This window comes from uncultured Brevundimonas sp. (genome assembly GCF_963975535.1).
Taxonomy (GTDB): Bacteria; Pseudomonadota; Alphaproteobacteria; order Caulobacterales; family Caulobacteraceae; genus Brevundimonas.
The window spans coordinates 429,413-443,216 of sequence record NZ_CAXBHE010000001.1 but is presented as its reverse complement, the minus strand read 5'-3'; the positions used below and the strand labels follow the sequence as shown (position 1 = coordinate 443,216).

Sequence of the window (13,804 nt, the reverse complement as noted above, 5' to 3'; positions counted from 1 at the left end):
CTAAGTCTGGGTCATGAGCGAACGCCCGAAGACAGAGACCGGAGGTCTGGCCGCCGTGGCCGGGGCCGCGAAACAGGCCCCGGGGCGCGGACTGCCGCCGGTGCATCTGTGGCATCCGGAGCATTGCGGCGACATCGACATCATCATCCGCGCCGACGGCGTGTGGATGCACGAGGGCTCGCCGATCGGCCGGGCCGAGCTGGTGCGGTTGTTCTCGACAGTGCTGCGCAAGGACCCGGACGGCTATCATCTGGTCACGCCGGTCGAGAAGCTGAAGATCACGGTCGAGGACCTGCCGTTCCGGGCGGTGACGCTGGAGCGGGACGGTGACCGGCTGCGGTTCACCACCGATGTCGGCGACACGGTCGAGGCCGGGGCGGAGCATCCGATCGTGGTCGAGACCGATCCGGTGACCGACGAGCCCGCGCCGCGCGTGCATGTGCGCGGCGATCTGTGGGCCCGGATCGTGCGCTCGCTGTTCTATGACCTGGTCGAGACGGCGTCGGTCGAGGGCGGGCGGCTGGTGGTCCGCAGCGGCGGCGAGACCTTTGCCCTGGGACCGGTGGGGGCGGGCGTGGAATGAGCCTGTCGTCGCTGAAGCAGCGTCTGACCGAACGGCTGGAGCCGGTCGCGGGCTGGTCGCCGGACCGGACGGCGGGACGATCGGACTTCGATCTGAATCCGGACGCGGACCGGCCGGAACGCACGTTGAAGCCGGCGGCCGTGCTGATCCCCGTAATCGCCCGCCCGGAGGGAGCCAGTGTCCTGCTGACGCGCCGTTCCGACCGTCTGGCCAGCCATCCGGGACAGATCGCCTTTCCCGGCGGCCGGCTGGACGCGGGTGAGACAGCCGCCGTGGCCGCCCTGCGCGAAGCCTGGGAGGAGGTCGCCCTGGCCCCGGACACGGTCGAGGTGCTGGGTCTGGGGGACGCCTATGAGACCGGCACGGGCTTTCTGGTGACGCCGGTGGTCGGCTGGCTGAAGACCCCGCCCGAGGTGACGCCCGCGCCGGACGAGGTGGCGGAACTGTTCGAGGTGCCGTGGGACTTTCTGATGAACCGGCTCAACCACCGACAGGATTCCTATGAGCGTGAGGGCGAGCCCCGCCGCTGGTACTGGGCCATGCCGTGGGAGGAGCGCTATATCTGGGGCGTGACGGCCGGGATTGTCCGGGCCTTGCGGGCCCGGCTGTACGGGGATGAGCCGGAGCCCGCTGTGGCGACGGCGGAGGATGCCGCATGACCACCCGCCTGCAGGACCAGCCCTGGCTGACCAGTGCGGCGACGCGGGCGGTGTTCGCGGCGCTGGAAGCGGCGGGCGGGCCTGACTGTGCCCGCTTCGTCGGGGGCAGTGTGCGCAATGCCCTGCTGGGTCAGGCCGTCGCCGATATCGATATCGCCACGACCCTGGAGCCGGAGGCGGCCTTTGCCGCGATCCGGGCGGCCGGCCTGAAGGCGGTGCCGACGGGGCTGGCCCATGGCACGGTGACGGCGGTGTCCGGGCACAAGCCCTATGAGATCACCACCCTGCGCCGCGACGTGACCACGGACGGACGCAATGCCACTGTCGCCTTCACCGACGACTGGAGCGAGGACGCGGCACGCCGCGATTTTCGGCTGAACGCGCTGTACGCCGACCTGAGCGGGCGGGTCTACGACCCCACGGGCGAGGGGGTCGCCGACGCCCTGGCCGGACGGGTCATCTTCGTCGGCGATCCGGTGACGCGCATTCGCGAGGACTATCTGCGGATCCTGCGCTTCTTCCGCTTCTACGCCTGGTATGGCCGGGACGTGCCGGATGCGGCAGCGATGGCCGCCTGCGCCGCCGAGGTCGACGGTCTGGCCCGCCTGTCGGTCGAGCGGGTGTCGGCCGAGCTGATGAAGCTGCTGGCGGCACCGGACCCGCGCCGCGCCGTCCAGGCCATGGTCGAGACGGGCGTGCTGGCGCAACTGCTGCCCGAGGCCGTGACGGGGCCCCTGTTCCGGCGCCTGTGCGACCTGACCCCCGACCCGGTCCTGCGGCTGGCGGGGCTGGTACCGGCCGATGCGGACGGCCTGCGGGCGCTCGCCGCGCGACTGCGGCTGTCGAACGCGGTGCGGGACCGGCTGGTGGCCGGGGCGCAAGCCGCGACGATGGTGCGGCCGGACATGGGCGATCAGGCGGCACGGGCAGCCGTGTACCGGCTCGGGGCCCGGGCGGTGCAGGACGCGCTGATGCGCCAGCGGGCCGCCGCGTCCGGCGATCCGGCCGATGACGAGAGACTGACGGCCCTGATTGCCGGGTGGACGCCGCCGACCCTGCCGGTCGGCGGTCGTGATCTGGCGCGGCTGGGCGTGGCCCCCGGGCCGGAGACGGGGCGGCTGCTGAAGGCGTTCGAGGCGGGGTGGATCGCCGACGACTTTCCCGCCGTCGGCCATGAGGCCCGGTTGCGGGCCCTGCTGGACCCGGCGCTCAGTCCGCCGCCAGGGTGAATTCGGTGATGACCGGCCGGTGGTCCGAGCCGGTCGGCCGGCCCAATCGACGGCTGACGAAGGCCAGCTCCGGCGAGCGATAGACCTGGTCGATGGTCAGACCCATGATCGAGGGGGCGGCGGCCGGCCAGGTGCCGGGCCAGCCCGGGGCCGGGCTCAGCCCGACCTCGGCCCGGAGCTGCCGTCCGATGCGACCGGTCGAGACGCTGTTGAAATCCCCCGCGACGATGACCGGACCGGTCAGGCCAGCGCGGACCGCGGCCAGGGCCTGGACCTGGCTGATCTGGCCCCACTGGTACTGGAACGGCCAGGGGCGGGTCAGGTGCACGCCGACCACATTCAGGGGACCGATCGGGGTCCGGGCCACGGCGGCGACGTCCTGCAGGCCGTCCGCGACATCGGCGATGGCGGTCAGCGGATAGCGCGAGGCGATCACCGACCGGGCGGCCCCGCCGGACCGGTCGACCCGTGGCGTGACGATCCGGTGCGGATAGCCGGCCAGAACCTGGCCGAGACGGGCCGCCGGCGCATCGCCCAGCTCGATCAGCAGGACGATGTCGGCGTCCGCATCGGCGATCGAGCGCGTGATGGCGTCGACGTCGGTGTTGCGGGCCCACAGATTGGCTGAATACAGGCGCACGACCGGGGCATCGGGGCGGGCGACGCCGCGGACCGGTCCCCATTGCGGCCACACGGCGATCATCAGCACCAGGACGGCGACACCATAGGCGACCGCGCCGTGAACCTGTCGCAGCAGCAGGGCCACGAGGGTGAGGACGACGGCCACGCCGAGGGCCGGGGCCACGAACTGGGCCAGGATATCCACCCAGCGATGGCCGATGCCGCTCATGGCCGCGGCGGCAACCAGCAACAAAATGCCCGCCGGCGCGCTGAGCATCAGCGGGACGAGGCGTTTCAGGTGCGGAGCCACGGACTTGCCAATCTCGGTGAACACTGATCGGGATGTCCTGTGACGGTCTCGAGTGGAAAGAGAGTTGAATGGCCAGACGTACCATCGGGGATATCGAAAAGATCTGGACCAATGTCGAGGGCGTGAAGAAGCTTTCTGACCGGGTCATCGGCATCGGCCCGTTCGGCCTGGGTCTGGACGCCCTGCTGACCTGGGTGCCGGTGGTCGGGACGGTCTATACGGTGGCGACAGGCGGCTGGCTGTTGTTGCAGGGTCTGCGGGTCGGGGCCACGCCGTCGACCCTGGCGCGGATGGCGGCCTATATGGCGGTGGACACGGCCGTCGGGACGGTGCCGGTCGCGGGCGATGTGGTCGACACCTTCTTCCCCGGCCAGCTGATGGCGGCCAATGCCCTGCAGAAACATATCGAGAGCACCCACTGGGTCGAGGCCAATGAGCGCGAGGCCCGTGCCTCCGGCGAGCATGAGCAGCATCTGGCGGCGATGGGCGCGAATGCCAAGGCGCGGCGCATCGTCTATCTGCACGATTGAGCGCGGCTGTGCTTGACGGGCCGGTCGCCGGTCCGCCTAGTTGAATCGCAATCGATTCCGGGGCCCTGATGACACCGATGCTGACCCGCGACCAACTGGCCGACGCCCTCGGGATGACCGGACAGGGCGACCGTGCGGCCTTCCGTCAGGTCTATCTGGCTACCTCGGCGAAACTGTTGGGCGTGTGCCTGCGTATCTTGGCTGACCGCCAAATCGCCGAGGATGTCTTGCAGGAAACCTATCTGACCGTGTGGAAAAAGGCCGGGACCTTCGACGCCTCGCGGGCGAGTCCGATCACCTGGCTGGTGACGATCGCGCGCAACCGCGCGATCGACCGGCTGCGCGCCAGTGCCAATTTCCGCAGATCCACGCCGGTCGATGACGCCAACGAGGTTGTCGACGGGGCCCTGCTGCCGTCCGAGACGGTCGAGCGGGACGACGACGCCCGCCGGCTGCATGGCTGTCTGGACCAGCTCGACGACAAGGTCGGCGGCGTGATCCGCACGGCCTTCATGGAGGGGGCGACCTATGACAGTCTGGCGACGCGCGAGAATGTGCCGCTGGGCACGATGAAGAGCTGGATACGACGGGGGCTTCTGCGACTGAGGGCCTGTCTCGAACAATGACCGAACCCACCGACATCAATGATAAGGACGCCCTGGCCGGGGAACTGGCCCTGCGCGTACTGTCGCCCGAGGCCGAGGCCGAGGCCCGCCGGCGTGAGGCCCGTGACCCGGCCTTTGCCGCAGAGGTCGAGGCCTGGAATGCCCATCTGGCCACCTTTGCCGGGGAGATCGCGCCGGTCGAACCGTCCACGGGCCTGTGGCCGCGCATCGCCGCCGGAATCGCGAGCCCGGCCAATGACAATGCGCGCCTGACCTTCTGGCGGCGCTGGGCGGTCGGATCGACCGGTCTGCTGGCGGCCAGTGTCGCCGCCATGGCGATCCTGCTGATGCAGCCGGCCCCGGCTCCGGTGGTGGTGAACGCCCCGGCCGAGGGCGGGGTGATGCGGGTCGCGACCCTGTCGCTGGACAACGGCATTTCGGCCATGACCATCGCCTATGACAGCGCCACCGGGGCCCTCTATCTGGCCCCGACCCATGAGATGGCCGGGGATACGCGGGTGCCGCACCTCTGGCTGGTCATGCCCGAGGGCGGCGTCCAGCTGGTCGGGGCGATCGACGGCACCGCCACCTCGCGGCACAATCTGACCGGGCCCCTGTCGGGCATGGCCGGACAGGCGATTTCCGTCGCCGTGTCGATGGAGACGCCGGGCCATACGCCGGGCGCGGCCAAGCCGGACGGCCCGGTCGTCGCCTCGGGCCAGATGCAGCAGCTCTGAGCCGCCAGGTCCACGCGATCCCTGCGAGGTTTTGCGCCTGAATCCGCGTTTTGCGGGCGTACAAACCCCTGTCCCGTCAAAGGCATAACCGACAGGTAGGGGTCGATTTCCCGCCCTGGTCCGAGGCTGCGCCAGACTGATCTCCGAACCCCATGCGGAGACCGTCATGAGCGACGACGCCAGCGCCCGGCTGGGCCTGCCCTATCTGGCGGCGGGCCAGATGCAGAAACACGTGACCCTGAACGAGGCCCTGACGCGGCTGGATTCCCTGGTCCAGCTGGCGGTGGTCAGCCGCAGCCGTACGGATCAGCCGGACACGCCGCCGGACGGGGCGTTGTATGTCCTGCCGCAGGGGGCGACCGGCAGCGCCTGGGCCCTTGCGGCCGCGGGCGATCTGATCCGGGCCGAAGCCGGCGGCTGGGCGGTGCTGCCGGTTCCTGACGGCGCGCTGGCCGTCGTTCGGGATGAGCCGGTGGTGCTGGTCCGGCTCGGCGGCGACTGGCTGCCGCTGGGGGTGCGGCTTGGGCAGATCCAGGAGCTGGAGCGGCTGGGAGTCAACGCCACCGCCGATGCCGACAATCCCTTTGTGGCCCGGCTCAACAAGGGGCTGTGGACGGCGCTGGAGGCCGGGCAGGGCGGTGACGGCGACCTGCGCCTGACCCTGAACAAGGAGAGTGCGGCCGATGTGCTGTCGCTGCTGTTCCAGAGCGGCTGGAGCGGCCGGGCCGAGCTGGGCCTGATCGGTGATGACGCCCTGCGGCTGAAGGTCAGTGCGGACGGCGGCACCTGGGTCGAGGCCCTTGTGGTGGATGCCGCCAGCGGGCGGGTGAATTTTTCCCGCGGGGCCGGACGGGCCGAGGTGACGGTGATGGCGGCTGCCGGCAGCTATGCGGTTCCCGTCTGGGCCCGGACCCTCCGGGTGATCGCTGTGGCGGGTGGCGGGGGCGGCGGCGCGGGGGCGGCGGGATCCGGCGGAACGGTGCGCTTCGGCGGTGGCGGCGGCGGCGCGGGCGGTACCCATGCGGCTGAATGGCCGGTCGCGGCACTGGGCGCGACCCTGGACATCGAGGTGGGCACCGGCGGGCCCGGCGGCGATGCGGCGGCGGGCGGCGACGGTGGCGTGAGCCGGGTGCTGGACGCCGGTCAGGTGCTGCTGACCACGACGCCGGGCGGCGGTGGCGCGCGGGGCGATGGCGTGTCGGGCCCGGGTGGATCGGGCGGTGCCGGACGGAGCGGCGGCAATTCCGGGGGCGGGTCGGCGGTATCCGCACCGGGCGAGGCCGGTCAGGCGGCGGCCGGTCCGGACGGTCCGGGCGGCGGTGGTGCCGGGGGCGGACTGGATGCCGCGAACACCGCGCGGGCCGGTGGCGCGGGCGGGACCGGAGCCTGGCTCGAGATCATGGCCAGCGGCGGGGTCGGCGGTTCGGGGGCCGCGGGCACGGCGGGTGCGGACCGGCCCCGGCCGGACCTGCACCGCGCCGGAGGCGGCGGCGCGGGCGGCGGGGCCTCGGCCGGAGGTGGCGGCTACTCCGGTGGCGCGGGCGGACTGTACGGTGCCGGCGGCGGCGGCGGCGGTGCCGGACTCACGACAGGCGGGACCGGCGGGGCCGGGGCTGCGGGCGTCGTCTGGCTGGTGGCGGTCGGATGAGCGCCCGCTCGCATGCGACCGCCGCTGCGCCGCGGGAGGTGGTCCTGCTCGATGAATCGACGTGGGACGCCCCGGACCGGCTGTCGCCGGAGGCGTGGCTGATCGAGGCCGGGCTGGACGGGCAGCGCACGGTCGCCGGCCGGGATGACCCGGAGGATGACCGATGACCGATCGGACGGACGGAACGCCCTCGCTCGCCGAGGGGCGCTGGCTGTGGCGTCGTCTGTATGTGTTCAGCGCCAGCGCCGCGATTTGGGGGCTGCTGGACCGCACGCTGGCGCGGGTTCCTGCAGCCAGCCTGCCGCGACTGGCGGACTCCCTGATGGCGCTGCTGGCCCTGACCCTGGTGCTCTATCTGGTGGCTCCGTCCGCGCAGCAGCTGGTGACCCTGCTGGCCAATCTGCGCCTGAGGCTCGGCCCGGGAGGGCGGTCATGAGCTTCCGCCTGTCGATGCGCTCGCGCGCCCGGCTGGTCGGGGTGCACCCGGCCCTGGTCGCGGTGGTCGAGGCGGCCATCGTCGTCAGTCCGGTCGACTTCATGATCACTGAAGGCCTGCGGTCCCGGGACCGGCAGGTCGCACTGGTCAGGGCCGGCGCAAGCCGGACACTGAGCTCGCGCCATCTGACCGGCCATGCGGTCGATGTGGCGGCTCTCGTCGATGGCCGGGTCCGCTGGGACTGGCCGCTGTACGGGCGGATCGCGTCGGCGTTCAAGGCGGTCGCCGTCCGGCTGGACACCCCGCTCGTCTGGGGCGGGGACTGGCCCAGGCTGCGCGACGGGCCGCATTTCGAACTGAGCCGGAAGGCCTTCCCGTGACCGGCCTGTCGGTATGGCGCGCCCTGACGATCACCGGCCGGATCGGGCTGGTGGCCGGGCTGTTTCTGGCCCTGGTCCTGGCCGGGCGCGGGTTGGGCCTGCGCTGGGATCCGCTGAACCTCGGCGCGCGGCGACTGGAGGCGGTCCGGACCCGGGCGGTCGCCGCCGAGGCTGACGCGGCCGCGCGCCGGCTCGAACGCGAGGGCGAGACCGGGCAGCGCGAGGCCCTGGACCGGATCCACCGCCAGACGGACGCCGTGACCCGGCTCACCGTCCCGGCCATTCTTGACGCGAGACTCGATGATGATGCCGACCTTCCCCTGGCGACCCGCCGTGCCCGCCGTCTGCGCGCTCATGACCGCGAGCTGTGCCGGCTTGCCCCCGCCGTCTGCACCGGTCCCGCCGCAGCTGACCCTGCCGGCGGCGGCGACGACGCCGTGTTCCCTGGCGCGTCTGGCTGAGGCCCCGACCCTGGCCGATCTGGAGATCGCCTACATGGCGCGGGGCGGCAACCTGGTCGCCTGCGACGCCGCCCGGCAGCTGGCCGTCGATACCTTGCTGGCGGAGCGCGCGCTGCAGGCGCGGTGGCGCAACAGGCGGACTGGTCGTCCCTGACGCCGGAGACGCGCCGGATTCCGTCCCCGAACCGGCAATATCTGCCCGGTGCCCGGCAGATATTGCCGGTTTGATCGCAGATGCGGCAAATCCTGCCGGGCGACGGGCGTGGTAAACCAGAAGTACCATTGCGAAAACAGCGTGTTGTGGGCTGGCCTGAAAAGCCGTCCGTGGCCCCGTCCTTGCGTCGAAGGGCCTGAGCAGAAAGCTCCCGGCAGCCAAAATGGCGTCGGACACCATGAAGAAGGAAGACCGTGTCATGGCTATGAACAGCGTGAACACCAACGTGGGCGCAATGATCGCCCTGCAGAACCTCCAGGTCACCAACAGTGAGCTGACCCAGGTTCAAAACCGCATCAATACCGGCAAGAAGGTTTCCTCCGCCAAGGACAACGGCGCCGTCTGGGCTATCGCCCAGGGGCAACGTGCCGAAATCGGTGCCCTGAATGCCGTCAAGGACAGCCTGCAGCGCGGCCAGTCGGCCGTGGATGTCAGCCTGGCCGCGGGTGAGTCCGTTTCCGATCTGCTGACCCAGCTGAAGGAAAAGGCGCTTTCGGCGACCGATACGTCGCTGACGAGCTCGGCCCGCAGCGCCCTGAACGAAGACTTCAAGTCGATCCGCGACCAGATCGCGACCGTCGTGAGCAACGCTGCGTTCAACGGCGTCAACCTGATCGACGGTTCGAGCACCGGCGGTTTCGCGGCCCTGGCCAACGTTTCCGGCTCGACCATCACGGTCGCCTCGGAAGACATGAGCCTGAGCGGCTCGGTCGTCACCCTGGGCGCATCGGCCGTGATCGATACGGCCAGTGCCGCCACGGCCTCCCTGGCCCTGGTCAGTGCCTCGATCGACAACGTCGGCGCCTCGCTGGCCAAGCTGGGCACCGGGTCCAACTCGCTCGGAACCCACCTGACCTTCGTCGGCAAACTCCAGGACACCCTGGAAGCCGGTGTCGGCAACCTGGTGGACGCCGACCTGGCCAAGGAAAGCGCCCGACTGCAAGCGCTGCAGACCAAGCAACAGCTCGGTGTGCAGGCCCTGTCGATCGCCAACTCGTCCACTTCTATCCTGCTCGGCCTGTTCCGCTAGGAACAATGAATGGAAGGGTGGGGCCGCGACACGCGGTCCCACCCGACCGTCCGCCGGGCTCTGACGACCGGAGGCCGCCAGTGAAACGCTGCCGGCAGAAGTCATGAACAACAATGCAAAGATAGGTCCCGTAACCCCCGTCGTCGTCGCCACAAGCGGTTCAACCGCCAGCGGTGACTTCAGCCAGAACAGGTCGCAACAGGACGCCGAACGCGCGTCCCGGTACCGGCTGGTCATCGAGGAAGGATCCCGCGAGGGGTCATTCATCTACAAGACCCTGGATCGCGTGACCGGCGAGGTCGTTCGCCAGTTGCCGCGAGAGCAGGTCGTCGAACTGACCAGCCAGGACGACTATGTGGCGGGGGCCGTGATCGACACGTCCGTCTGAAAGCGGAGACAATCCGGTCGGTTGCCACGCAGGAGCGATCCGCGTGGTTAAATGACGTGGTTATCACGCGTTAACCATACACACACGAATCGGGCTCTAGCCTGTCTCCAAATCCTGAGGGAACGAGACGGATGACGAATAGCGTCCATACCAATGTCGCCGCGGCGATTGCTCTGCAAAATCTGACTCATACCAATACGCGGTTGGGGGAGGTGCAGAACCGAATCAGCACGGGACTGAAGGTCCAGGGAGCCAAGGACAACGCCGCGATCTGGGCCATTGCCCAGGGTCAGCGGGCGGATGTCGGGGCCCTCGGGGCCGTCAAGCAGAGCCTGGACCGCGCCACGGCCATCGCCGACGTCGCCCTGTCCGCCGGGGAATCGATTTCCGACCTGCTGAACCAACTGAAGGAAAAGGTGGTCGCGGCCAAGGACACCTCGCTGGGGAGTCAGTCGCGCCAGTTGCTGGACTCCGACTTCAAGGCCCTGCTTCGCGCCATCTCGTCAGCCTACGAAAACGCGGAGTTCGACGGCGGCAATATCCTGAACGGCAGCCTGACCACCGGCATCCAGTTCCTGGCCAATGCCGACGCGACCTCCTTCGTTACCCTCGGGGCCAAGAATCTGACCCTGGGCGGGTCGATTATCGAGCTCTCGCTGACAGACAGTCTGCTGACCGCCAGCGGGGCGACCGCGGCCCTGACCAAGCTGGACAACTCGATCACCCAGCTGAACGCGTCCCTGGGTGAGCTCGGTTCCCAGGCCAAGCAGATCCAGGCGCACAAGACGTTCGTGTCCAAGCTGGTCGACACGCTGGAGGCCGGAATCGGCAATCTGGTGGATGCTGACCTCGCCAAGGAAAGCGCGCGTCTTCAAGCGCTCCAGGTGCAGCAGCAGCTGGGTGCGCAGTCCCTGTCCATCGCCAACCAGGCCCCGCAGATCATCCTGTCGCTGTTCCAGTAATCAGGAGCGGTTCAGGCCGCGCATCCGCCTGAGGTCCGGCCGGCCGATGCTGGTCGGTGGCGGACGCCGGTGGCGCGGGCTTACGGACAGCCCGTACAGGGCGAGAATCGACTGCAGGATGCTGCGCAGGTCAGGCATGGCACGACTCCGATCCTGACCCATAACGTGACGGCCGGGCCGCCGTTCCCGAACCCCGTTAAGGTGTTGTTGCGGGGATCGGCCCACACTGGGGACGGGAGTCTCTGGTGATCAACAACAGCTATCTTCTCGGCCTGTATGGCATGACGGACTGGGCCGGCTCGACGGGGGCGAGTTCCGGTGCGCTGACTTCTGTCCGCAAGGCCCAGCCGACCGCGCCCTGGAGCACGAAATACGACGTCCCCAAGCCCGACGAGCTGGTTCGCACCGCGATGGCGGGGCGTCGGATCGTGGACGAAAACGCCGCCCAGCTGGACGTCAAGGGCGCGTCGTCGGACTATCGCAAGCTCTTCGCCCTTTACCAGGGCCTGGAGACCCTCAACGCGCTGAACAACCGGGCCGCCGTCAAGGGGGTGGGGGCCACGGAGCTGGCCCTGCTGGGCAAACGCTTCAGCGCCGGCCTCGACGAGATCGGCACCTATGTCGGCACGACCGAGTTGAGCGCGGTCCGGCTGGTCCTGGGGTCCACCAGCTCCCTGAGCAAGTCGACCGGCGGGGTGCCGCGCGACAACGCCAATTCAATCACCGGCCCGATCCATGAGGGCTCGCCCGACAGCGTTGTGGCCGCCTTCTCCGGCGATGTGGCGTTCGACATCACCATCCGCCAACTGGGGGTGACGACCTCGGTGCCGATCGACCTGGCCGACATGGGGACCACGCCCCGGTCCCTGACCAATGTGCTGGAGCATATCAACGCCAAGCTGGAGGCCACCGGCTTCAACACCCGTATCGGCCGCGAACAGATCAAGGCCGAGCCGCGGACGATCAGCGCCAATGGCAAGACCGTGACCCTGCCGACCGGTCCGGATCGCTGGGCCCTGGCGGTGCGGGGCGACTCCACCGAGACGCTGGGCTTTACCGCCACCCAGACCTCGGACGCCGTCTATGTGGTGCAGGCGTCCGGCACGACGGGCGGCCACCAGCTGCTGAAATTCCAGTCCGACGGCGGCACGGCACCGCCGGTCACCGAACCGGGCATCGGCGATACCCACTGGGTCGAGGGGCGGTCGGTCCAGACCAGCCTGCCGCCGGGCATCGAGACCGTGCGCGCCAGTGCGACCGGGCCGGACGGCTCGCTGTGGATCGTCGCCGATGTCGAGGCGGGTCTGGGCAACCAGCCGATCAAGGGTGAGCGCGACGTCGCCCTGATGAAATATGATCCGGCCGGGCGACTCGTCTCCACCCGGGCCCTGGGGGCCGCGTCGACGGCCAGCGGCTATGCCATCGCCATTGACGCCGACGGTCGTGTCGCCGTGGCCGGATCGGTCACCGGGGCCCTGGAGTCCGGCAAGTCCGGTGACGTGGCCACCATAGCGGACAGTTTCGTCACCGTGTTCGACGCGACCGCTTCGGAGCTCTGGACCCAGCGCCGGGGGGCGCGGGCCGCCGACGAGGCGACCTCGGTCAGCTTCGGCCCCGGCGGGACCGTCTATGTCGCCGGCCGGGCCCAGTCGGCCATTCCGGGGGGGGCTGCCGTGGGCGGCTGGGACGGCTATGTCCAGGCCTTCAGCGAGAGCCAGGCCTATCCGTCGGCCCCGACGGTCGCCACCGCGGCCGGGACGGCCCAGTTCGGCACCACGGCCGATGACGGCGTCCAGGCGATCACGATCGACGGATCCAGCCTCTATTCGGCGGGCGTCGAGAATGGCCGGATGATCGTGCGCCAATTCACCCTTGGGGCCGGTGGCGCGCCGACCCTGGCGGCGACGCGGTACCTGGGGCTTGCCAGCGGCGAGATCGCGGGCATTTCCGTCTCGGGTGGCCGGGTCATCCTGACCGGCACGACCCGCAACCCGGCGCTGGACATCGGCACGGTGAACACGGCCCATTCCGGCGGGACGGACGCCTTTGTCGCCGTGATCGAGACCGATCTTGCGGCCGCGGCGTCCGACCGTCTGACCTATTACGGCACGGCGGGTGACGACACCGCCGCCGACGTGAAGGTCCAGGACGGCAAGGTCTGGGTGACCGGCGTCAGCAATCGCGCCGAGGGGGCCAAGGATACCGATCCCACCGAGGGCTATCTGACCCGGCTGGATCCGCTGACCGGGGCGGTGGAATGGACCCGAACCTGGGCCGGCGACAGCCAGCAGGCCGCGCCCATGACCCTGGCGGTCGCCTCGGGCGGGGCCAGTGTGCTGGACCGTCTGGGCCTGCCCAGTGGCGAAATTCAGCAGAGCGATTCCAAGAAATTGCTGGACGCGACCTCGCTCCGGTCCGGGGATCGCTTCTACGTATCGCCGGCGAACGGCGGGCGGGCGATGGCGGTGACCATCGAGGCGCGCGATACGCTCCAGTCCCTGGCGCGCAAGATCGAACAGGCCTCGCGCAACACGCTGAAGGTCACGGTCGCCTCTGAGGCCGCGCCGACCGGAACCGAGGGCGATCTGCAGACGGCGCTGCGCACCGGCGTCCAGCGGCTGTCGATCGTGGCCCGCGACGGCAAGGCGGGGGCCGTCCTGACGGCCGGGGAGCCCGGTCGTGACGCCCTGGCCGGTCTGGGGCTGTCGCAGGGGTTCGTCGGGATCAGCAGTGGCACCGGAACTGTCAGGACCTTCGGTCTCGACCTGCCCCGCACGCTGTCGCTCCAGCCGGATTCACTGACGGCCACCGGCGATCGCCTTCAGGCGGCGATGAAGGCCGTGCGCGACGCCTATCGTGCGCTTGCGCCGGCCTCGACCAAGCCAAAGGTCACCGGAACCGCCCCGGCCTATCTCACGGCCCAGCTGGCCAACTACCAGGCCGCCCTGTCGCGTCTCGGGGGATAGAGTCGATCCGGACGGCTTGCCGGTTGACGCCTTGGCCCCGGAAGG

17 protein-coding genes are annotated in these 13,804 nt (G+C 70.0%); 15 read left to right on the top strand and 2 right to left on the bottom strand.

From position 1 onward, the window contains the following. The first annotated feature begins 13 nt into the window (after positions 1 to 13). The 3 genes from AACZ75_RS02125 to AACZ75_RS02115 are packed head-to-tail and all read left to right on the top strand — an operon-like array spanning position 14 to position 2,471. Positions 14 to 583, top strand: coding sequence for a DUF1285 domain-containing protein (locus AACZ75_RS02125; protein ID WP_339870936.1), 570 nt, complete (start codon positions 14 to 16; stop codon positions 581 to 583). After that, the gene (locus tag AACZ75_RS02120; protein ID WP_339870935.1) at positions 580 to 1,242 is read left to right on the top strand and encodes a CoA pyrophosphatase; all 663 of its coding nucleotides are present in this window, start codon (positions 580 to 582) and stop codon (positions 1,240 to 1,242) included. The genes AACZ75_RS02125 and AACZ75_RS02120 overlap by 4 nt, the downstream gene beginning before the upstream one ends. Next, a complete protein-coding gene (locus AACZ75_RS02115) occupies positions 1,239 to 2,471 on the top strand; it encodes a CCA tRNA nucleotidyltransferase (RefSeq protein ID WP_339870934.1) in 1,233 nt (410 codons plus the stop codon). Before AACZ75_RS02120 ends, AACZ75_RS02115 begins: the two co-directional genes overlap by 4 nt. Here the strand turns inward: AACZ75_RS02115 and AACZ75_RS02110 are convergent. Beyond that, positions 2,452 to 3,426: an endonuclease/exonuclease/phosphatase family protein gene (locus tag AACZ75_RS02110; RefSeq protein ID WP_339870933.1), complete on the bottom strand. Its 975-nt coding sequence runs from the start codon at positions 3,424 to 3,426 to the stop codon at positions 2,452 to 2,454. The genes AACZ75_RS02115 and AACZ75_RS02110 overlap by 20 nt on opposite strands. Positions 3,427 to 3,470: 44 nt before the next feature. On the opposite strand from AACZ75_RS02110, the gene AACZ75_RS02105 reads away from it, so the two are divergent. The 11 genes from AACZ75_RS02105 (at position 3,471) to AACZ75_RS02055 (ending at position 10,793) form a co-directional block, all read left to right on the top strand. Then, entirely contained in the window at positions 3,471 to 3,932 is a 462-nt protein-coding gene (locus AACZ75_RS02105; RefSeq protein ID WP_339870932.1) for a DUF4112 domain-containing protein, read from the top strand. Between the two features lie 68 nt (positions 3,933 to 4,000). Continuing rightward, entirely contained in the window at positions 4,001 to 4,558 is a 558-nt protein-coding gene (locus tag AACZ75_RS02100) for a sigma-70 family RNA polymerase sigma factor (RefSeq protein WP_339870931.1), read from the top strand. After that, a complete protein-coding gene (locus AACZ75_RS02095; protein WP_339870930.1) occupies positions 4,555 to 5,274 on the top strand; it encodes an anti-sigma factor in 720 nt (239 codons plus the stop codon). Before AACZ75_RS02100 ends, AACZ75_RS02095 begins: the two co-directional genes overlap by 4 nt. A gap of 166 nt (positions 5,275 to 5,440) precedes the next feature. Further along, positions 5,441 to 6,922 carry a DUF2793 domain-containing protein gene (locus AACZ75_RS02090; protein WP_339870928.1) on the top strand — a complete coding sequence of 494 codons (1,482 nt, stop codon included), beginning with the start codon at positions 5,441 to 5,443 and terminating at the stop codon, positions 6,920 to 6,922. After that, on the top strand, positions 6,919 to 7,089 hold the full coding sequence (locus AACZ75_RS02085) for a hypothetical protein (RefSeq protein ID WP_339870926.1): 171 nt from the start codon (positions 6,919 to 6,921) through the stop codon (positions 7,087 to 7,089). Before AACZ75_RS02090 ends, AACZ75_RS02085 begins: the two co-directional genes overlap by 4 nt. Beyond that, positions 7,086 to 7,358: a hypothetical protein gene (locus AACZ75_RS02080; protein WP_339870924.1), complete on the top strand. Its 273-nt coding sequence runs from the start codon at positions 7,086 to 7,088 to the stop codon at positions 7,356 to 7,358. The genes AACZ75_RS02085 and AACZ75_RS02080 overlap by 4 nt, the downstream gene beginning before the upstream one ends. Beyond that, positions 7,355 to 7,738 carry a M15 family metallopeptidase gene (locus AACZ75_RS02075; protein WP_339870922.1) on the top strand — a complete coding sequence of 128 codons (384 nt, stop codon included), beginning with the start codon at positions 7,355 to 7,357 and terminating at the stop codon, positions 7,736 to 7,738. Before AACZ75_RS02080 ends, AACZ75_RS02075 begins: the two co-directional genes overlap by 4 nt. Next, a complete protein-coding gene (locus AACZ75_RS02070; RefSeq protein WP_339870920.1) occupies positions 7,735 to 8,199 on the top strand; it encodes a hypothetical protein in 465 nt (154 codons plus the stop codon). The genes AACZ75_RS02075 and AACZ75_RS02070 overlap by 4 nt, the downstream gene beginning before the upstream one ends. A 413-nt stretch (positions 8,200 to 8,612) precedes the next feature. Next, entirely contained in the window at positions 8,613 to 9,443 is an 831-nt protein-coding gene (locus AACZ75_RS02065; protein WP_339870918.1) for a flagellin, read from the top strand. Between the two features lie 103 nt (positions 9,444 to 9,546). After that, positions 9,547 to 9,831, top strand: a complete 285-nt coding sequence (locus AACZ75_RS02060) for a hypothetical protein (RefSeq protein WP_339870916.1) — start codon at positions 9,547 to 9,549, stop codon at positions 9,829 to 9,831. A gap of 131 nt (positions 9,832 to 9,962) precedes the next feature. Beyond that, positions 9,963 to 10,793, top strand: a complete 831-nt coding sequence (locus AACZ75_RS02055) for a flagellin (RefSeq protein WP_339870914.1) — start codon at positions 9,963 to 9,965, stop codon at positions 10,791 to 10,793. Here AACZ75_RS02055 and AACZ75_RS02050 read toward each other — a convergent pair whose 3' ends face one another. Next, entirely contained in the window at positions 10,794 to 10,931 is a 138-nt protein-coding gene (locus tag AACZ75_RS02050; RefSeq protein ID WP_339870913.1) for a hypothetical protein, read from the bottom strand. Positions 10,932 to 11,038: 107 nt separating this feature from the next. Here AACZ75_RS02050 and AACZ75_RS02045 point away from each other — a divergent pair, with 107 nt between their 5' ends. After that, positions 11,039 to 13,759 carry a transcriptional regulator gene (locus AACZ75_RS02045; protein WP_339870912.1) on the top strand — a complete coding sequence of 907 codons (2,721 nt, stop codon included), beginning with the start codon at positions 11,039 to 11,041 and terminating at the stop codon, positions 13,757 to 13,759. Positions 13,760 to 13,804: the final 45 nt, after the last annotated feature.